Source organism: Pseudoalteromonas sp. ND6B, from assembly GCF_000764215.1.
GTDB lineage: Bacteria > Pseudomonadota > Gammaproteobacteria > Enterobacterales > Alteromonadaceae > Pseudoalteromonas > Pseudoalteromonas tetraodonis.
In genome coordinates this window covers 148,609-168,438 of record NZ_JQFL01000080.1, presented here as the reverse complement: position 1 = coordinate 168,438, position 19,830 = coordinate 148,609, and the positions used below count along the sequence as shown (strand labels likewise).

Annotated in this window: 16 protein-coding genes; 9 read left to right on the top strand and 7 right to left on the bottom strand. The window is 40.3% G+C overall.

The window, feature by feature from the left end; all coding sequences use genetic code 11:
* Positions 1-76: 76 nt before the first annotated feature.
* Together ND6B_RS01205 and elbB are read right to left on the bottom strand one after the other, a co-directional pair.
* Positions 77-469 carry a c-type cytochrome gene (locus tag ND6B_RS01205; protein WP_024602126.1) on the bottom strand — a complete coding sequence of 131 codons (393 nt, stop codon included), beginning with the start codon at positions 467-469 and terminating at the stop codon, positions 77-79.
* A 223-nt stretch (positions 470-692) separates the two neighbouring features.
* Complete coding sequence (elbB, locus tag ND6B_RS01210) at positions 693-1,340, bottom strand: isoprenoid biosynthesis glyoxalase ElbB (RefSeq protein ID WP_171040101.1); 648 nt, start codon at positions 1,338-1,340, stop codon at positions 693-695.
* A 510-nt stretch (positions 1,341-1,850) separates the two neighbouring features.
* On the opposite strand from elbB, the gene polA reads away from it, so the two are divergent.
* From polA to ND6B_RS01225, 3 genes are all read left to right on the top strand, one after another.
* Positions 1,851-4,586, top strand: a complete 2,736-nt coding sequence (polA, locus tag ND6B_RS01215) for a DNA polymerase I (protein WP_033104313.1) — start codon at positions 1,851-1,853, stop codon at positions 4,584-4,586.
* 500 nt (positions 4,587-5,086) lie between these two features.
* Positions 5,087-5,674 carry a YceI family protein gene (locus tag ND6B_RS01220; RefSeq protein WP_013463874.1) on the top strand — a complete coding sequence of 196 codons (588 nt, stop codon included), beginning with the start codon at positions 5,087-5,089 and terminating at the stop codon, positions 5,672-5,674.
* Positions 5,671-6,189, top strand: a complete 519-nt coding sequence (locus tag ND6B_RS01225; protein WP_024602130.1) for a DUF1285 domain-containing protein — start codon at positions 5,671-5,673, stop codon at positions 6,187-6,189. Before ND6B_RS01220 ends, ND6B_RS01225 begins: the two co-directional genes overlap by 4 nt.
* Here the strand turns inward: ND6B_RS01225 and yihA are convergent, their stop codons facing one another.
* Positions 6,190-6,846 (bottom strand): ribosome biogenesis GTP-binding protein YihA/YsxC, encoded by a 657-nt coding sequence (gene yihA / locus ND6B_RS01230; protein WP_013463876.1) that lies wholly within the window; start codon positions 6,844-6,846, stop codon positions 6,190-6,192.
* A gap of 281 nt (positions 6,847-7,127) precedes the next feature.
* Between yihA and ND6B_RS01235 the strand changes: the two genes are divergently transcribed.
* The 3 genes from ND6B_RS01235 (at position 7,128) to ND6B_RS01245 (ending at position 9,605) form a co-directional block, all read left to right on the top strand.
* On the top strand, positions 7,128-7,760 hold the full coding sequence (locus ND6B_RS01235) for a c-type cytochrome (RefSeq protein WP_013463877.1): 633 nt from the start codon (positions 7,128-7,130) through the stop codon (positions 7,758-7,760).
* A gap of 732 nt (positions 7,761-8,492) precedes the next feature.
* Entirely contained in the window at positions 8,493-9,077 is a 585-nt protein-coding gene (gene yihI / locus ND6B_RS01240) for a Der GTPase-activating protein YihI (RefSeq protein WP_013463879.1), read from the top strand.
* Positions 9,078-9,089: 12 nt separating this feature from the next.
* Positions 9,090-9,605, top strand: coding sequence for a DUF2489 domain-containing protein (locus ND6B_RS01245; RefSeq protein ID WP_013463880.1), 516 nt, complete (start codon positions 9,090-9,092; stop codon positions 9,603-9,605).
* Between the two features lie 72 nt (positions 9,606-9,677).
* On the opposite strand, the gene hemN is transcribed toward ND6B_RS01245, so the two are convergent.
* Together hemN and yjgA are read right to left on the bottom strand one after the other, a co-directional pair.
* Complete coding sequence (gene hemN / locus ND6B_RS01250; RefSeq protein WP_033104312.1) at positions 9,678-11,051, bottom strand: oxygen-independent coproporphyrinogen III oxidase; 1,374 nt, start codon at positions 11,049-11,051, stop codon at positions 9,678-9,680.
* Between the two features lie 116 nt (positions 11,052-11,167).
* Positions 11,168-11,692, bottom strand: a complete 525-nt coding sequence (gene yjgA, locus ND6B_RS01255) for a ribosome biogenesis factor YjgA (RefSeq protein ID WP_013463882.1) — start codon at positions 11,690-11,692, stop codon at positions 11,168-11,170.
* Between the two features lie 145 nt (positions 11,693-11,837).
* On the opposite strand from yjgA, the gene pmbA reads away from it, so the two are divergent.
* The 3 genes from pmbA to ND6B_RS01270 all read left to right on the top strand — a co-directional run bounded on the left by pmbA (position 11,838) and on the right by ND6B_RS01270 (position 16,088).
* Complete coding sequence (gene pmbA, locus ND6B_RS01260; RefSeq protein ID WP_013463883.1) at positions 11,838-13,187, top strand: metalloprotease PmbA; 1,350 nt, start codon at positions 11,838-11,840, stop codon at positions 13,185-13,187.
* 109 nt (positions 13,188-13,296) lie between these two features.
* Complete coding sequence (locus ND6B_RS01265; protein WP_033104311.1) at positions 13,297-13,776, top strand: DUF721 domain-containing protein; 480 nt, start codon at positions 13,297-13,299, stop codon at positions 13,774-13,776.
* 239 nt (positions 13,777-14,015) lie between these two features.
* On the top strand, positions 14,016-16,088 hold the full coding sequence (locus ND6B_RS01270) for a M13 family metallopeptidase (RefSeq protein WP_033104310.1): 2,073 nt from the start codon (positions 14,016-14,018) through the stop codon (positions 16,086-16,088).
* Positions 16,089-16,462: 374 nt separating this feature from the next.
* Here the strand turns inward: ND6B_RS01270 and mutT are convergent, their stop codons facing one another.
* Both mutT and secA read right to left on the bottom strand, forming a co-directional pair.
* Complete coding sequence (mutT, locus tag ND6B_RS01275; protein WP_013463886.1) at positions 16,463-16,861, bottom strand: 8-oxo-dGTP diphosphatase MutT; 399 nt, start codon at positions 16,859-16,861, stop codon at positions 16,463-16,465.
* A 70-nt stretch (positions 16,862-16,931) separates the two neighbouring features.
* Positions 16,932-19,640 carry a preprotein translocase subunit SecA gene (secA, locus tag ND6B_RS01280; RefSeq protein WP_013463887.1) on the bottom strand — a complete coding sequence of 903 codons (2,709 nt, stop codon included), beginning with the start codon at positions 19,638-19,640 and terminating at the stop codon, positions 16,932-16,934.
* Positions 19,641-19,830: the final 190 nt, after the last annotated feature.

The window sequence follows — 19,830 nt, the reverse complement described above, 5'->3', positions numbered from 1 at the left end:
CGAAAAATCGATAATTAGAAACAAAAAAGGCTTACTGTGAGTAAGCCTTTCATTTATAGTTTTAGCCTGACTGATTTTATTTAGCAGTCATAAAGTCGATTGCTGCGCTTATTTCATCATCAGAACAATCCATACATGTACCACGTGGCGGCATTGCATTGAAGCCGTTGATTGCATGATCTAATAAGGTATCTTTTCCTTTAGCAATACGAGGAGCCCAATCGTCAGCTGATTTAGGAGCGCCTAAAGCACCTGTACCATGACAAGCAAAACAGGCCGCTTGATATACTTGCTCGCCTGAACGAGGCCCTGTTGGTGCAGCAACCTCTACTTTTTCACCTTCAAGGTAAACAGCACCGATAGGCGCTAAACGTTTTTTAATTGCATCTTCAGTCATAGAGTTATCATATGGCTGTGCGTATGCGGTGGTTGCTAGCACAAGTAATGCTGCAGCTGATAGTTTTTTCATTTTGCCTTGCCCACTTCAATTTGAACGTGATCAATCACGATTTTAAATGACGGAATTTAAACCAATTATAACTCCACTAAGTCATTTATAAAATGCTCAGAGTCGATTTTATTTAGAAATACGACTAATGATTGTCTTAACTCAATAAAATTACATGGTTTAGCGCATAGTTAAATTATAAAACGGGATCATCACGCCTTTAATGCGATCAAAGCCCTTACGACTAACTCATAGCTAATACGTTACGCACTAACTTATCGATTCCTGCATCTGCATCCATAATAGACTGTGCCAACATATAGGCCGGTGTCGTAACGAGTTTATTGCTTTTATCAATAACAATATCATCCACTTTACACTCTACGTGTTCAGCGCCTAATGTGCTAAGAGCCTCGGCTGTGTCGCTATCATTACCAATAGTAAGCTGAGGTTTATGATAAATAAAAGGCAATAGAGCCGGTGCAATACACATGTAACCCGTGGCTTTTTTTGCATCCGCAAACGCTTTACAAGCGCTAAGTACTGCCTCGTTTACTTTAGCGTTAGTGCCATTAATAGCAAAGTCAGATAGATTTTTAGCTACCCCGAAGCCCCCAGGGATAATGAGTGCATCAAATTGTGTAACGTCTAATTCAGCGAGTGACTTTATATTGCCACGGGTGATGCGAGCTGATTCAACTAATACATTTCGCGGCTGTGCTATTTCTTCACCAGTGATGTGATTAATGGTGTGGTACTGCTCTATATCAGGTGCAAAGCACTGATACTGAGCATTATTTTTTTCAATGTGTAATAAAGTCAGTACCACCTCATTAATTTCACTACCATCAAACACACCACAACCTGCTAAAATTACAGCTATATTTTTCATATCATTTCGCTCCATTAAAGTCTCTTAAATAAAGTTTAACACGATGAATCAGCCGATTTAAAAATTTATTTGCTCGTTTTTTAGGCGCAAAGCACGTTGTTATGCGCTATATGCCATTTAGTGATTAGTAGCCATGAAAAAAATTATAAAGGATCGCTATGATCTTTGATCCATTATGCTAGAATGCTCATCCAGTTATTTAAATGGACGTAAATAATTAAGGTGGGTTATAAAACCAGTGACGGTATAAATGCTTTTTCCACATTAATAAAAAAATAATAAAAAAGAACCTCGAATTATCTTTTTTTAAACAAAACAATAAATTACAAATTAATCTAGGCATTTCAAGATGCTTCGGATGAATTGCCTGTGGGTGTTATCTACATAGTTATCCACAACTTACTAAAAATGTAGCGCGATTACTCACATTAATTCACAGTCGTTTTATTTACTGCCTTATGGCATGCTTACACTCATATTACTTTTTTGTATTTAGGATCCAATTTTACCATGGCTCAGATCCCCGAAAACCCGCTTATTTTAGTTGATGGCTCTTCATATTTGTTTCGTGCTTATCATTCACCACCACATCTAACGAACTCTAAGGGTGAGGCCACCGGTGCCATTTATGGCGTGGTAAACATGCTTAAAAGTTTGATCAAACAATATGATCCCTCACATATGGTGGTGGTATTTGACGCCAAAGGTAAAACCTTCAGAAATGATATGTACAGTGAGTATAAAGCGAACCGTCCGCCAATGCCTGATGATCTGCGTACTCAAATAGCGCCGCTGCACAGTATTATCAAAGCAATGGGTTTTCCGTTAATTAGTATTGAGGGCGTGGAAGCCGATGACGTAATCGGTACTTTTGCACGGATTGCCTCTGAGCAACAACGTCATGTGCTGGTATCGACTGGTGATAAAGATATGGCGCAGTTGGTCAATGAGCATGTAACCTTGATTAATACCATGACCGACAGTATTTCAGATCCCGAAACTGTGGTTGAAAAGTTTGGTGTTGGACCTGAACTTATTATCGATTATTTAGCTTTAATGGGCGACAAAGTAGATAATATTCCTGGCGTTGAGGGTTGTGGACCTAAAACAGCAGTTAAATGGTTACAAAAGTACGGATCGCTTCAGGGCGTAATTGATAATGCTTCTGATATAAAAGGTAAAATAGGCGAGAAACTGGCAAAAGCGATTGATCATTTACCGTTAAGCTATGAGCTTGCCACTATTAAATGTGATGTTGAGGTTGAATCTGATCTTGATACTTTTAAATTACAAACACCGAATAAAGACGAATTAATTGCCTTATACGGTGAATGTGAGTTTCGTCGTTGGCTAGCTGAATTGCTAGACAACCCAAAAGATGCCGACACACATTTAGCAGTACCAACGCAAGAGAATGAGCTGCCAAAAGTTGAAGATGCGCACTATGAAACTATTTTAACTGAGGCCCAATTTGAGACATTAATAGAACAGCTTAATGAAGCTGAGCTACTTGCTTTTGATACAGAAACAACCAGTTTAGAGTATATGAAAGCGCAATTGGTCGGTATGAGCTTTGCGGTTAAAGCAGGGGAAGCGGCTTATTTACCAATAGCACACGATTACCCCGATGCGCCCGATCAGTTAAGCCTTGAATTTGTGATGCAAAAGTTGGGGCCAATATTAGCAGACGAAAATAAAGCTAAAGTAGGTCAAAATCTAAAATACGATAAAAGCGTGCTTGCCAATGCAGGCTACGAATTAAATGGTATTAAGTTCGACACTATGCTGGAGTCTTATGTATTTAATAGCGTAGGCACCCGTCATGATATGGACTCGTTGGCGCTTAAATACTTAGGCCACAAAAATATTAGCTTTGAAGATATTGCTGGTAAAGGTAAAAAGCAGCTTACATTTAATCAAATAGAACTTGAAAAAGCAGCGCCTTATGCCGCTGAAGATGCCGATATTACTTTGCGTTTGCACCAAGTGTTATGGCCGAAACTTGAAGCGGATGAAAAACTAAAATCGGTGTTTGAAGATATAGAAATGCCACTAGTAAGTGTTATTTCTGATATTGAACGCACCGGTGTTGCTATCGACAGCAACATGTTGGCCACGCATAGCCAACGTTTAGGTGAGCGATTACTTGAGCTTGAAAAAGAAGCGTTTGAAATCGCGGGCGAACCGTTTAACTTAAGCTCGCCAAAGCAATTACAGGTGCTGTTATTTGAAAAGCTCGAATTGCCCGTTATCAAAAAAACACCCAAAGGCGCGCCTTCTACAGCAGAAGAAGTACTGCAAGAGTTAGCACACGATTACCCGCTGCCTAAAGTGATTATTGAGCATCGTGGTTTATCTAAGCTCAAATCAACCTACACCGATAAGTTACCCTTGATAGTCAATGAACGCACGCAGCGAGTGCATACTTCTTATCACCAAGCGGTAACAGCAACGGGTCGATTAAGCTCAAGCGATCCTAATTTACAAAATATTCCTATTCGTTCAGAGGAAGGACGTCGTATTCGTGAAGCGTTTATTGCCGCAGATGGATATAAAATTGTGGCTGCCGATTACAGCCAAATAGAACTGCGTATTATGGCGCATCTCTCGCAAGATAAGGGATTACTAAGCGCATTTGCTAATGGCTTAGATGTTCACAGTGCCACGGCTGCTGAAGTATTTGGGGTTGAGCTTGAAGATGTAACATCAGATATGCGCCGTAAAGCTAAAGCGGTAAACTTTGGCTTAATTTATGGCATGTCGGCATTTGGCTTAGCACGTCAACTTGATGTACCACGCCATGAAGCGCAGCATTATATCGATAAATATTTTGAGCGTTTTCCAGGTGTTTTAGAGTACATGGAAACAACGCGTGAAAAAGCGGCCGAAAATGGCTATGTAGAAACAATTTTTGGCCGTCGCTTACATTTACCAGAAATAAATGCGCGTAATGGTGCTCGTCGCAAAGGCGCTGAGCGCGCAGCAATTAATGCGCCGATGCAAGGCACTGCGGCTGATATTATTAAAAAAGCGATGTTAAGCGTGCATACTTGGGTTAATCAGCAAGCACCTAATACAGTTAAGCTGCTCATGCAGGTACACGATGAATTGGTATTTGAGATTAAAACAGAATGTACTGAGCAATATACCAAACAGATTTGTGAGCTGATGTCACAAGCGGCGCAGTTAGATGTACCACTTATTGTTGAAGCTGACGAAGGTGATAACTGGGAACAAGCACACTAATTTAGCGCTACTGTACTGGTTTTAATATAGGCCAAATACAGAGTCCAAAAAGAGAATCATAAAGCGCCGCTAGGCGCTTTTTCTTTATCTTGCAGGTTAAAAAAAAGTTAAATTAAACAGCAGTTTGTATTAAATCGTTAGAGGTTCGTCAATTCGCTACGATTATCAATAATATGCTTGTATTTTTACACTTGCTTTTGGTAAAGTGCCGCCCGTCCTCATCCTGTAGGACATCCTGTTGATGATGCATCGTAAGATGCAACGTATTAATAGCTTCTCCCCAGTTTGCTATATCGGCCTATCATATATTTGATGGGCCGTTTTTTTATTGCCTTGCATCCAAGCGTTAAATTTATTCTCTAATTGCACTTAGCGTTTCAAGTGATACCATCAGTCTACTTAGCATTTTCGATTTACCACACAGTAACTAATGATTTTCAGCTGGGCTGATCAAAGTATTATTTTTACCGGTATAAGTCTTTTTATTTTAGGAGTGCATTATGTTTAAAACGTTAGCTATCGCAGGTTTATCTTTATCATGTTTACTAGTTTCAGGTGCTGCATCGGCAAACTGGCAACTATTGAACGATAAAAGCCAATTAAGTTTTGTATCAATTAAAAAAAATAGCATTGCTGAAGCAAGTCACTTTACTCAGTTAGCAGGGCAGCTGAGCGATCAGGGTCAATTTAGCGTAAACGTTGATTTAACCTCAGCCGAAACCTTTATCCCAATCCGTAACGAACGTTTAAGTAAGATATTGTTTGAGTCTGACACGTTTGCAAACGCAGTATTAACCGCTGACTTATCTGATAAGTTGTCACTTATTAAGCAACCAGGGCAGTACGTATTAAAAGGTATTAGCGCTGAGCTAGACTTTCATGGTCATAAAAAGCCACTTGCTGTTGATGTACTCGTAAGCAGTGCGGCCAATGGAGATTTAAGTGTGGCATCATTCACTCCTATCATTATCAACAGTGATGACTTTAAGATCACCGAAGGGGTAATGCAGTTACAAAAATTAGCCGGATTACCTTCAATTGCTACTGCCGTGCCAGTTACTTTTGCACTGACATTTAAAAAACAGTGATTTCACTTAACGAGCTTAGCAAGCAACTCAGCGAGCCAAGCAAACCTTTTGAACAATGGCAGCCCGCTCACTGCGGGCAGTTACCATTATTGATTGATGAGCAAGGTAAATGGTTTTACGCAGGTAGTGAAATTACCCGTCAATCAATGGTGAAACTTTTTGCCAGTGTATTATGCAACGAAGATGGGCAGTTTTACTTAAAAACACCCGTAGAAAAAATCGCGATTGAGGTGAAGGATGCGCCTTTTATTATTGTAAATTGGCATAGTGAACCGACATCAGAGGGAAGCGTTATTTGTTGTATTGATAACTTAAACCGCACATGGCTATTAGGTCGTTCTGAGTCACTTTATATCAATGACTACAAAGGTGCGGCTGTGCCTTATATGCAGTTACCCTACGGCTGCTTTGCGCGAGTTGCGCGAAATGTGTTTTATCAGTGGGCTGAAATAGCCGAAACAGATGAGCTCGGCTATTTTATTACCTCCGCACAGCAGAAATTTTACTTACAGTAATTATTCGCTATCTGGCGCTACTAAATCAGCAGGTGGAACGGCCACTATTGGGCCTAAATACCACTCATCTAGCTTTTTAGCGACTTCTGGTAAGCCGGTGCCTTTAAGTGATGAAAATGCATGAACCGTAATATCGCCATCTAATTCACTTAACTCACGACGTACGCTAAGAACTTGTGATTTACGCGGACCTTGCTTTAGCTTATCGGCTTTAGTTAATAGTGCCAATACCGGAATTTCACTGCCTACAGCCCAATTAATTAAGTCGCGGTCTAAATCTTTTAATGGATGACGAATATCCATTAATACCACAATACCTTTTAAACTTTGACGTTTTTGCAGATATTCGCCTAGCGATTTTTGCCATTTCTTTTTCATTTCAATCGGCACTTTTGCAAACCCATAGCCAGGTAGGTCAATTAGGCGCATATTATCTACATCGGCAAGTTCAAAGGTGTTGATCAGCTGAGTACGGCCGGGTGTTTTACTGGTTCGTGCTAACTTTTGATCGGTTAGGGCATTTAGCGCACTTGATTTACCTGCATTAGAGCGACCGGCAAACGCGACTTCAATTCCCGTATCAGCAGGTAATTTAGTGATGTCTGGCGCGCTTGTAACAAAAGACGCAGTGTTATACTTGATACGAGATTTGAGCACAGGCTCTCCTAAAACTTAAAAAAATAACATTGGGTAAACCAAATTCACCCGTGGCGCGTATTTTATACTATAAAGTAGCTATTAAAAAGTGTATTTGAGCATGTAAGATCATTGCTGACAGTACATTTTAACTGGCTTAGCGTTTAATTTTACTCAAAACCCTATAATTTATAGGTTTAATGTGTGTAGAAAACGTGCCAGAGAATTTAATATCGTGTAGAATATAAAAATCACAACATCCATATTGTAGATGATACAGGGTCGGAAACAGAGAATTCACCATGAAAAAAATAGCACTATCTTTAACTATATTGCTTGGTGCGTTGTCAGCAAGCAACGCAACAGCATTTGATGGCGATGTAAACGCAGGTAAAGAAAAATCAGCAACGTGTGCGGCTTGTCACGGCCCAGACGGTAATGCGCCGGTTAACATCTACCCAAAAATTGCAGGCCAACACGCAGATTACATATACAAGCAACTTACTGAATTTAAATTAGGTATGACTTCGGGTGGTAAAGAAGGTCGTATGAATCCAGTAATGAGCGGTATGGCAATGCCATTAAGTGATCAAGATATGAAAGACTTGGCTGCTTACTTTGCTTCTTTGAACATGTCTGAAGGTGCTACACCGAAAGATGTTCAAGAAACAGGCGCAATGTTATATAAAGCAGGTGATGCTGAGCGCGGTATCCCATCATGTGCGGCTTGTCATGGTCCACGTGGTAATGGCTCTTCACTTGCTAAATTCCCAAAGATTTCTTTCCAACATCCAGAATACATCAAGTCACAACTTGAACAGTTCAGAGATGGTGTTCGTAATAACGACCTAAATGGTGTTATGCAGGACATTGCAAAGAAACTAACAGATAAAGACATTGAAACACTCTCTAAATACCTTGGTGGTCTACACTAAAGTCGTATTTATTTAGATGTTGTTAACATAATATAATGTTAATTAGTGAAAAAGGCAGCTTTAGCTGCTTTTTTTGTGCCTGCCGTGACCGATAAAGCTCCTTCTCTTGTAAGACATTGACCATACTTTGGTGTAAGAAAAATCTCATTTTATTTTTATTTTTTAATGTAACTTATTGTAATTTATATTTTTTAGTGTTTTTTGTCATATGTAGTACAAGAAAAAAGATATAAATTAGTTGTAACAAAATTATTAACGAGTAAATTAACCCCTGTCGCAAAAACAATAACAAATAGGAAAACGTTATAAGGATAGTAGCGCGGCACGACTGAATAGCACATAGAGTGTGCTACCAAAGGAAATATCAAAAAAGTGTTAGGAAGACCGAAAATAATAAAATACTCATGGAAGTTTAATAATAAAAACAAAATGGAATGCTACACGGAAGATAAATAATAAAAATACGGATAGAAAATAATAATAAAAACAATAAAGACTAAAAAGTCGAAGGGAGAAGTGTCCATATAATGGCGCTCAGATTAGTAGGCGGTAGAGATGTTTTCTCTACCGCCTTTTTATTTGTCCTGTTACAATACCCCCCGTTTAAAAAAAGCACCTTAACTGTGCTTTGGCGCGCAAAACGCCCAAACTGAATTCTCCTGGCTAGGCCAGCACCGCGATGCCCATTGAGTTGCGCCTCGCTCAAAACCTCTTAAGTGAGACGATCAAGATATGAGTAGAAAGAAAAAGTCACGTAAAATTCCATCAAATGGTCCCGTTCGTTTAAGTCAAGATAAGCTTAAAGAAATGCGCGCATTGAAAGAGCAACGTGTTAAAAAAACTAAGGGCGCTAAGCCTGGTTCACGTAATGCACCGGATGCATTGAGTAATGACACTCAAAAAGCAGGTTCGGCTGCTAAAGATAAACGCGTTGGTAGTAAAAAAGCAGTGCCATTGGTTGCACCTGCTGCTGAACCAAAAATCGAAATGAAACGTAACCTTAAACCTGTAGCAGAGCTTAAAAAGGCTGTTGAACCAGAATTAACGCCTGAACAAGAGTTAGAAGCCCTTGAAAATGATGAGCGCTTACTTAAATTAGTTGAGCGTCATGAGCAAGGTGAAATGCTAACGGGTAAAGATGCAAAATACTTTAATAGCCGCATAGCGCGTCACCAAGTGCTTTGTAAATTATTAGGCATTGAAGATGAAGAAGAGTTTGAAGATGACTTCAGCGATGAAGACAGTAATTCAGACTTTGATCAATACCTATCAAACGATCTAGCGAATGAATGGCTAGATGACGACGAAGATAAGTAATAAGGACACGCAATGAGTACAGCAGTGATCTTAGCCTTAGTTGTAGGTGCTGCTATTATAGCGGGCTTGGCATTTTATGCGGGTCAGTTGCTCTATAAGCTAAATGTGCAAAAAAAGCTAATTAGCAAAAAACAGACAGAGCAACAGCAAAAGCTAAAACAGTCGCGTTTAAAGCGTAATGCGAAGTTAGCCGATAGTATTCATTTAATTGCACGTGCTATGAATGAAAAGCAATGTGATTACTCTGAGGGGTGCTTACGTATTTGGGTGCTTATGTCGCAATATAGTTTTGATACTGAGCGCGACCTAACGAGTGCATACCCGGGTATTTATAAAATGTACGACGTGGTAAAAGAAATGCCAACCCATGATTCGCGCAAAAAGTACGCTAAAAAAGAAATTTTTAAGCAAGACACGGCGCGCTGGCGCGCAGAAGAATCACTGAGTGATGAAATTGAAGCTGACTGTAAAAAAATTATTGTTGAGTTTAAAGCAGCCCAAGGCAGCGAAAACGTGGTTTTTAACTAGCGCTTAGATTTTACGGCATATATAAAAAAAGCAGACCTTGGTCTGCTTTTTTTTATGCGTGCTAGTTTTAAATTATATAACGCGTGAGAAGCGAGTGGCATTTATCTGTTTTTGTAAATGCGCATCAAAGCACATACAAATAATACGAATAAATAAATTCCCTTTTGGTGTTACGCTAATTAGGTTGTTTTCTATTGTTACCATTTCATCGGCAATTAATGGTGCGAGTGCCTCTAAAGCATCTTGAAAGTAGTCATTAAAGCTGATTTTATGTCTGTTAGCGAATACGCTCATATCAAGCTCAAACTGGCAAATAAGCTGCTTAATCGCATCGGCGCGAATAAGATCATCTTGGGTTAAATGCATGCCTTTATTAATGGCACTGCCTGCTTGCTCATCAACTGCTTGATAATAATGTTTTAACTCTTTTTTATTTTGTAATATCGCTGTGCCTATTTGTGAAATAGACGAGACACCTAAGCCCAATAAGTCGCACTCGCCATGAGTGGTGTAGCCTTGAAAATTACGATGCAGCTGATTCGTATTTTGTGCAATGGCTAGCTCATTATCAACTTTTGCAAAGTGATCCATACCTATAAATTGATAGCCCGCCTGCGTCATTTGCTCTAGGGTATTTTTAAACATGGTGAGCTTATTATGCGCACTGGGTAAATCGGCGTCTTTAATTTTACGTTGGGCGGCAAAACGTTCCGGTAAATGAGCGTAGTTAAATACTGAAACGCGGTCAGGGTTTAAGGCAATAAGTTGCTCAATCGTTTGCGTAAAGCTCTCAGGTGTTTGTAGTGGCAGGCCATAAATCATATCAGCATTAATTGATTTAAAGCCCAACTGTTTTGCTTGGGTAATTAATTGCTTTACCTCATCAACATGCTGAGGGCGATTAACAGCCAGCTGAACCTGATCATTAAAATCTTGAATACCAAATGACACACGATTAAACCCCAACTCGCTTAAATCAACCAGCATATTGTCAGCCAGTGAGCGAGGGTCGATTTCGATACCGCGCTCGCAGGTATCGCTAAAGTTAAAGTGTTGCTCTAGCAGCTTTACTAAGCGCGTCATTTGCGTTGCGGTTAAAAAAGTTGGTGTGCCCCCCCCCAAATGTAATTGCTCAACCCGATAATCTTGAAACAGCGGTGCTTGTGCTGCAATTTCTTTAGCTAAAAAGTCTAGGTAGGTATCGGCTTTAGATTGGTGGCGAGTAATGACTTTATTACAGCCACAGTAATAACAAAGCTGACTACAAAAAGGAATATGAATATATAAAGACAACGAACGGGTTTGCGATGATTCAATAGCGCTAATCAAATCTTGTTGCTGATAACCATCAGCTAACGAAAGCGCGGTCGGGTAAGACGTGTAACGCGGGCCCGATACATTGTATTTGTTTATTAAAGTTTGATCCCATTGAGGAAGTTTAATCATCACGCGCACCTTATCTTTTAAGTTGCTGCGTATTGTAAAAAAGCAAAGAGGAGGAGGTTTTGATCTACAACAAAAAAAGGTGCCGCAGCACCTTTTTAATATATAACGCGGCTGCGTTACATTATGGCGTCTTTTAAGTACTGAAATAACTCTTTGTAGCTTCTCGCTGGTTTTTCAGCTTTTACTTCTTTGGCAGCATTACGCACCATTTGGCGCATTTTTTGGCGCTCAAGAGCTGGATATTGTTCAATTGTTTCGTTGATTAAGTCATCGCCTTGTTCAATTAAATCACTGCGCAGTTGCTCAATTTTTTTGATCATAACCTCAGCTTGGTTATTTTTATTAAGCATGACATCAATGATCGCTTTAATTTCTTCAATATTTTCTACCGTACGAAGGGTTTTTGCGATGTAATTTAAATGTCGGCGGTAGGCATCACTTTTATTACTTATTTTATCAGCAACCACCATTGCTTCTTTTAAGTCATCATTGAGCGGCAGGCGTTCGCGCTGCTTTTTACCCATTTTGGCAATTTCAGATCCTAACTGATGAAACTCTTGCGCTTCGCGCTTAAGTTCACTTTTTGATACATATATAATTTCTTCTTCAATTTCAGCAGGCTTGCCTTTTTTCTTCGCCATGGGGTGCTCTTAAATAAAAATAACTTCATCTATTATACGCGATTCTTTTAGTGATTAATATTAGCTGATGTGGTGCAGTGAGTGTGTTAGCATTTAAATATAAAAAATGTGTGCAATATGGCCTTCAGGGCTCAGGACAGAATTTATGAAAAGCCAACACCAAGATCCAATTTATTCGCAAATCTCTCAAGTAAAAGACGCTGTATCAGAAGTACTTGAACATGCTAAAAAACTAGGTGCTACCGCTGCAGAAGCTGCTATGTCTAGCACTTCGGGGCTGTCGGTAAGTACGCGCATGGGGGAGGTAGAAACCATTGAGTTTAATCAAGACGGTGGTTTAGGTATTAGCGTGTATGTTGGCAATAACAAAGGCTCGGCATCAACGGCTGATTTAAATCCTAAAACATTACGTGCTGTGGTCGAAAAAGCCATCGATATTGCTAAATTCACTTCAGACGATCCATGTAATGGCATTGCTGATAAAGAACTGCTTGAGTTTGCCCCTAAAGATTTAGACTTGTTTCATCCTTGGGATGTAAGCCCAGAGCAAGGGATTGATTTGTGTCATGCCGCAGAGCAAGCCGCATTAAACGCCGATGAGCGAATAGTGAATTCAGATGGCGCTAGCTTTTCATCGCATCAAGGTTTGCGAGTATATGGTAACAGCCATGGTTTAATTGCAGGCTTTCCACGTACTCGCCACAGCATAAGCACTATGGTGATAGGTAAAGAGGGCGAGCATATGCAGCGCGACTCAGCCTACACGATTTCTCGCGATCAAGCGGGGTTAAAAGATGCTGCAAGTGTTGGACTTGAAGCTGCAGCAGAAACCCTAGCAAAACTAAACAGCCAAAAACTAGGCACCATGAAAGTGCCGGTTATTTTTAGAGCCGATATTGCTAATTCATTGTTTGGCCATTTGGTATCAGCAATTGGTGGTGGCGCACTGTATCGTAAATCCAGCTTTTTATTGGATAGCTTAGGCACGCAGGTATTTAGCAAAACCGTTAATATTTCAGAGCGTCCGCACTTACTTAAAGGCTTAGCATCATCGCCATTTGATAGCGAAGGGGTTAAAACTCTCGACAGAGAAATAATTCACGGTGGCGAGTTACAAACGTATTTATTAGCAAGCTATGCGGCACGTAAAATGAATATGACCCCAACAGGGCACGCTGGCGGTATTCATAATTGGTTAGTAGAACAAACGCATCAAGATTTAACTGCATTATTAAAAACCATGGGTACGGGCTTATTAGTTACAGAATTGATGGGGCAGGGCGTGAATACCGTAACCGGTGACTACTCTCGCGGTGCGGCTGGTTTTTGGGTTGAAAATGGGGAAATACAATACCCAGTAAGCGAAATTACGATTGCTGGTAATTTAAAAGATATGTTCAAAGGTATTTCCGCTATAGGTGGCGATATAGAACGTCGCGGCGGGATTCAGACTGGTTCAGTACTGATTGAACAAATGCAAGTAGCAGGTGCTTAATACCCATCCGCAATAATATTTATTTCAGTGAATTGGTATAAACCCACTTTGCTTGCTTAAATTAAGTTTAATTTAAGCAAGCCTTCTTTTGATGTTTTTAAGGTGTGATATGGCTAAAGATAGATATGCGCCAAAACCGTTAACCGATATTATGGCTGGGCTGAACAACCGCTTAGCAGCCTATGCGGGAAAAAGCCAAGCACTGGATACACAGCAACAATTGTTGCGCGATTTCTTAGGCCCTAAGTTAGGTGAAAAGTGCCGAGTAAGTAATTACCGTGACGGCACCTTAATGATAGAAGCTGTTTCTGCACCTATTGCCCTTAGGCTTAATTATTTAAAAATGGACATGCAATCGCATTTTAGAGCCGCGGGTATGGCTGAGCTTGGGCAAATAAAAATTACCGCCAATCCACAGGCAACTCAACGATTAAGCACCCGACCTAAAGCGGCTGATGGCAAACCAACGAACTCCCTTAAAATGAGTAAACAAACGGCTGATTATTTAAATGCGATCGCCGATTCTGCTCCACCGTCATTAAAAGAAAAGCTTCAACGCTTAGCTTTACATGGTAAAAATAAACCTTAATTAAATACCATTTAACACCTTGCTCGGTTTGTTTTGCTGGCTTTAAAATACTTTGTTACATATTCGATTTTATTGTTATTTAAATCAGGTTTATGATGCCTAGTTAGTACTTCCTAAATTAGGTTGTAGCTGATGCGTATTTCATTAAGCAGATAATAGACTGCATCCTATTGTTGTTTTTTTGAGTTATCAAATCTTAATGAAATGCGTATTTATTCTAATTAATATACGGAATTCTTATGAAAAAAATAACAATGACTGCCGCCAGTATTGCATTGGCGTTAGGTTTGGTTGGTTGCGGCGAAAAGCCACAAGAAATGCAAGCAGAAGCAACAACAGTAACCGCACCGGTGGCAACCCCTGGTGCCTTAGGTGTTGATTTACAAAATATCGATGAAAGTGTTCGTGCACAGGATGATTTTTACTACCACGTAAACGGTAAATGGTTAGAAAAAACTGAAATCCCTGGCGATAAATCAAACTATGGGTCGTTCTCACAGTTATATGATGAATCGCAAAAAGCAATGAAAACAGTACTAGAAAATGCCAGTACCAATAGCAGCGCAAAGCCAGGTTCAGATGAATATAAGATCGGCGCATTTTATACTAGCTACATGGCAGAAAATGCTCGTGAAGAGTTAGGGATGTTACCACTTGAGCCAGCTATTAAAAGCATTGATACAGTAAAAGATAAAGCCGCGTTGGTCACACTGATGGCACAGCTACAAGTTAAAGGCGGAGATCTTCCTTTTGGCTGGTATGTTAATAATGATGCTAAAAACTCAAGTGAAAATGCGCTTTATGCCTATCAAGCGGGACTTGGTTTACCTGACCGTGATTATTATTTAAAAGATGATGAAAAATTCACAAAAATTCGCGCGGCATATCAAACCTATATTACCGATATTTTAGCTAAAGCTGGCGTTAATAATGCCGCTGATGCAGCCAAAGCGATACTTGCCCTTGAAACGACACTTGCTGATGCACAGTGGAGTCGGGTACAAAGTCGTGATGCAACAAAATCATATAATAAAATGTCAGTAGCTGAAGCTAACACGTTAATGGGAGATTTTGATTTAAGTGCTTACTTTGAAGCCGTTGGTGTTGATGCTCAAGAGTTGATTGTGCGCCAACCAAGTTACTTTGAAAAATTTGCAGACATTTTCAAAAATACAGACTTATCGGTTTGGCAAAACTACTTAAAATTCCATTTCGTTAGTAATTACGCGCAGTTGCTAAATAAAGACTTAGTGGATTTGAAATTTAATTTTTACAGCACCACATTGCGCGGTGTTGAAGAGCAAGCGCCACTTTGGAAGCAAGCCGTTGATGCATCAAACAGTGTACTGGGTGAAATTTTAGGTAAAGTCTACGTTAAAGAAAACTTCCCGCCAGAAGCGAAAGCGCGCATGGAAGAATTAGTTGATAACGTGATTAAAGGCTATTCAGTGGCAATTGAAAACCTTGAGTGGATGAGCCCTGAAACAAAAGTTGCGGCGCAAGAAAAGCTGGATAAGTTTACGCCTAAAATTGGTTACCCAGATAAATGGAAAGATTATTCAGATTTAGTAATTAATCCTGATGAACTAGTAGGTAACTATATTCGCTACAGTGAGTGGGCTTATGCAGATATGGTTGCTAAATTAGGTAAGCCAGTTGATCGCTCTGAGTGGCATATGACGCCACAAACAGTGAATGCTTACTACAACCCAGTGAATAACGAAATAGTATTCCCTGCGGCGATTCTGCAGCCTCCTTTCTTTAATTTAGAAGCAGATGATGCGGTTAACTATGGTGCTATTGGTGCGGTTATTGGCCATGAGTTAGGCCATGGCTTTGATGACCAAGGTGCAAAATACGACGGTGATGGCAATTTACGTAATTGGTGGAGCGAGTCAGACCTTAAGCAGTTTGAAGAGCGAAGTGCTGCCTTAGTTGCGCAGTATAATCAATATAAACCGTTTGAAGATGCCAGCGTTAATGGTGAGCTGACACTGGGTGAAAACATTGGTGATTTAGGCGGCTTAACCGTCGCTTATAAAGCGTATCAATTATCGCTGGGTGATTCTAAAGCGCCCATTATTGAAGGCTATACGGGCGACCAACGCTTCTTTATGGGCTGGTCGCAAATTTGGCGTCGTAAATACCGTGATGAAGCATTGCGCAATCGTTTAATGACCGATTCACATTCACCGAGTCATTATCGCGTGATTGGTATTTTGTCGAACATGCCGGAATTTTACCAAGCGTTTGATGTTAAAGAGGGTGATAAAATGTATATCAAGCCTGAAGATCGCGTAAAAATTTGGTAATTTAAGCTGAAATTAGCTTAAGCGGTTAGCCTCACCAATCGCAAAATAAAAAGCCAGTGAGCATGATGCTCACTGGCTTTTTAGTTACTTTTATACCTGATGATAAAACTAGGGTCTGTTGACCTTTGCGGATTAAAATTTGTTCAAACTAGGGGCGGTTTAATCGCGGCGCGAGGTTTGTAACCTAGTGGGCTAAGTAAAAACCGAGCAACAAAGAGTAAATCGCCCCTAGGCAGAACCCGAAGGGCAGCGCCTGTTTAGCATTGATGCTGCGTTATCGCCTATTTATGGGGAATAACCACACCACATAGGCTCTGCCTTGCCTAAATACCAAACAGACTGCTGCAAATTTAATCTTGAAAGGTCAACAGACCCTAGCTATATTTCGTTTTTATGGCGCTGATAATCTCGACATTGGCTGCAGGAAAATCATAGTTATCAAGTTCGTCTATACTTACCCATTCGCTTGGTTGCCCTTCTGCGCCATGAGCTTGACCATTAAAGTTACTGACCACGTGTACATTAAGTCGTACGCATTTATCGCCATAGTCGTGCTCTATAGTGACAAGTTCGCTTGAGCTATGAATAGTCAGTCCTACTTCTTCAAATAATTCGCGCTTCAGTGCTTGAAAAACACTTTCTCCGGCTTCAATTTTTCCGCCTGGAAATTCCCATAAGCCGCCTTGGTGCTGTTCATCTGCACGTTTACAAATAAACACATTGTTATTTTTTTTAATTACACCCACAGCAACATTGATGATTACTTTAGTCATTATCTCTCCCTTAAATAGCATAAAAAAAGCGACGCAAGCGTCGCTTTTTATCTAACTTAACAAAGTGGTGTTATTTTAATTTACCACAACATTGTTTGTATTTTTGACCTGAACCACATGGACATGGATCGTTACGACCCACTTTAGGCTCGCTACGCGCCATAACCTGAGCGCTTTGTGGTGCTTCACCACCTACGTGCTCTGCTTCTTCATGTTGATATTCGCGAGGGGCATTTTCACTTTTACGGTGTTGCTCTTCTACTTTTTCAACATCTTCTTCAGCGCGAACTTGCACTTTACTTAAAATACCGACGACATCGACTTTTAAGTTTTCTAGCATTTCAGAGAACAATTCAAACGACTCACGTTTGTATTCTTGCTTAGGATTCTTTTGTGCATAACCACGTAAGTGAATACCTTGGCGTAAGTGATCCATTGCAGCAAGATGGTCTTTCCAATGTTGGTCAAGACTTTGAAGCATAATGGCTTTTTCAAACTGACGTAGTACAGAATCGCCAACCATTTCTTCTTTTTGCTTGTAAGCTTGTTCAACCGCTTCTTCAATACGCTCACGCAGTTTTTCTTCGTACAGTTTATTGTCATCAGCTAACCACTGAGTAATTGGTAACTCAATTAAGAAGTCTTGTTTTAAGCGTTCTTCAAGTCCTGGTATATCCCACATTTCAGCCAAGCTTTGTGGAGCAATGTATTGATCAATCACACCAGCGAGCACATCACCACGGATAGCAGTAATCGTTTCTGAAATATCACCTTCTTCAAGCAATTCATTACGTTGAGAGTAAACAACACGACGTTGGTCGTTTGCTACATCATCGTACTCAAGTAGCTGTTTACGCACATCAAAGTTACGTGCTTCTACTTTACGCTGAGCGTTTTCGATTGCGCGGTTAACCCATGGATGTTCAATCGCTTCGCCGCGTTGCATACCTAGTTTACGCATCATATTAGTCATGCGCTCACCAGCAAAAATACGCATTAACGCATCGTCCATCGATAGGTAGAAACGGCTTGAACCGGCATCACCTTGACGGCCAGAACGACCACGTAATTGGTTATCAATACGACGTGATTCATGACGCTCAGTACCAATAATGTGTAAGCCGCCAGCATCAATTACCGCATCATGGCGAATTTTCCATGCTGCTTTTATTTCAGCAATTTGTTCGTCAGTTGGGTTCTCAAGTTTTTCAACTTCGCTGTTCCAATTACCACCAAGTACAATATCGGTACCACGACCGGCCATGTTGGTGGCAATGGTGACTGTGCCTGGTAAGCCCGCATCAGAAACAATGTCTGCTTCTTGTGCGTGGAATTTAGCATTAAGTACGTTGTGCTTAATTTTTTCTTTGCGTAAAAACTGCGATAAGTACTCAGAGCTTTCAATTGAGATAGTACCTACAAGTACCGGCTGACCACGTTCTTGACAGTCTTTAATGTCTGCTAAAATCGCTTCGTACTTTTCTTCTTGAGTTAAGTAAACTAAATCAGCGCGATCATCGCGGATCATTGGTTTATTGGTTGGCATAACCACAGTGTCTAAACCGTAGATAGACTGAAACTCAAACGCTTCTGTGTCGGCTGTGCCTGTCATACCTGCTAGCGTTTCGTACAAGCGGAAGTAATTTTGGAACGTAATAGAGGCTAATGTTTGGTTCTCGTTTTGAATTTTCACACCTTCTTTTGCCTCTACAGCTTGGTGTAAACCTTCTGACCAACGACGCCCTTCCATTGAACGACCCGTGTGTTCATCAATAATGATAACTTCGTTTTCTTTAATAACGTAGTCAACATCTTTTTGGTAAAGCTTATGCGCACGAAGAGCTGCATAAACGTGACTAAGTAGCGTGATGCTCGCTGCTGAGTACAGTGAGTCACCTTCTTCAATTAGACCGCGCTCTGTAAGTAGCTCTTCAACTTTTATTTGCCCACGCTCAGTAAGATGAACTTGCTTAGATTTTTCATCGATAGTGAAATCGCCATCGCCTTCAATCCCTTCCTCATCTTCTTTTTCTTGTAGTTCAAGTAAAGGAACAATGGTATTTATTTCAGTGTATAGCTCAGAGCTATCTTCAGCGGGACCAGAAATAATCAGTGGCGTACGTGCTTCATCAATAAGGATTGAATCCACTTCATCCACTACAGCATAAAATAATGGGCGTTGTACGCGCTCATCAATACTAAATGCCATGTTGTCACGCAGGTAATCAAAACCAAATTCGTTATTGGTACCGTAAGTGATGTCAGCTGCATAAGCTTGTTTTTTCTGTTGTGGCATCATGCCCGGAACATTACAGCCTACGGTTAACCCTAAAAATTCAAATAATGGGCGATTGGTTTCAGCATCACGTTTGGCCAAGTAGTCATTCACGGTAATGACATGAACACCTTTACCTGTTAAACCATTTAAATAAGCCGGCAGTGTCGCTGTGAGTGTTTTACCTTCACCGGTACGCATTTCTGCGATACGACCTTGGTGTAAAACCATACCACCTAATAACTGCACGTCGAAATGACGCATACCGTTTACACGTTTTGATGCTTCACGTACCACTGCAAATGCTTCTGGTAGAATATCGCCTAAGCTTTGTCCGTTATCGTAACGCTCTCTAAACTCGGCTGTTTTAGCTTTTAAATCTTCATCTGAAAGCGCTTCTAGCTGCGTTTCAAGTGCATTGATCAGTGCGACCGTCTTTCTTAGGTTTTTAATAGTGCGGTCATTGCGACTACCAAAAATCTTGGTAAATAAATTAGATATCATGATAAAACCGTTACAATGTGTTTTTTTGCTAGCCGTGCATCGGCTAACCCATTTTTTACAATTGATAATTAATGTATTCTTTAAATTAACCTTTAGGACACATTAATTAGCAATTTTGTATTAAGCTGCTTAAAAAGCACTGTTTATTACCTGCGCTACTATACCAGACTCTGCTAAACATCAAACTACC

Coding starts and splice junctions, on each gene's coding strand:
- ND6B_RS01205 (WP_024602126.1), bottom strand. CDS start 469: ATGAAAAAACTATCAGCTGCAGCATTACTTGTGCTAGCAACCACCGCA.
- elbB (WP_171040101.1), bottom strand. CDS start 1,340: ATGAAAAATATAGCTGTAATTTTAGCAGGTTGTGGTGTGTTTGATGGT.
- polA (WP_033104313.1), top strand. CDS start 1,851: ATGGCTCAGATCCCCGAAAACCCGCTTATTTTAGTTGATGGCTCTTCA.
- ND6B_RS01220 (WP_013463874.1), top strand. CDS start 5,087: ATGTTTAAAACGTTAGCTATCGCAGGTTTATCTTTATCATGTTTACTA.
- ND6B_RS01235 (WP_013463877.1), top strand. CDS start 7,128: ATGAAAAAAATAGCACTATCTTTAACTATATTGCTTGGTGCGTTGTCA.
- yihI (WP_013463879.1), top strand. CDS start 8,493: ATGAGTAGAAAGAAAAAGTCACGTAAAATTCCATCAAATGGTCCCGTT.
- ND6B_RS01245 (WP_013463880.1), top strand. CDS start 9,090: ATGAGTACAGCAGTGATCTTAGCCTTAGTTGTAGGTGCTGCTATTATA.
- hemN (WP_033104312.1), bottom strand. CDS start 11,051: ATGATTAAACTTCCTCAATGGGATCAAACTTTAATAAACAAATACAAT.
- yjgA (WP_013463882.1), bottom strand. CDS start 11,692: ATGGCGAAGAAAAAAGGCAAGCCTGCTGAAATTGAAGAAGAAATTATA.
- pmbA (WP_013463883.1), top strand. CDS start 11,838: ATGAAAAGCCAACACCAAGATCCAATTTATTCGCAAATCTCTCAAGTA.
- ND6B_RS01265 (WP_033104311.1), top strand. CDS start 13,297: ATGGCTAAAGATAGATATGCGCCAAAACCGTTAACCGATATTATGGCT.
- ND6B_RS01270 (WP_033104310.1), top strand. CDS start 14,016: ATGAAAAAAATAACAATGACTGCCGCCAGTATTGCATTGGCGTTAGGT.
- mutT (WP_013463886.1), bottom strand. CDS start 16,861: ATGACTAAAGTAATCATCAATGTTGCTGTGGGTGTAATTAAAAAAAAT.
- secA (WP_013463887.1), bottom strand. CDS start 19,640: ATGATATCTAATTTATTTACCAAGATTTTTGGTAGTCGCAATGACCGC.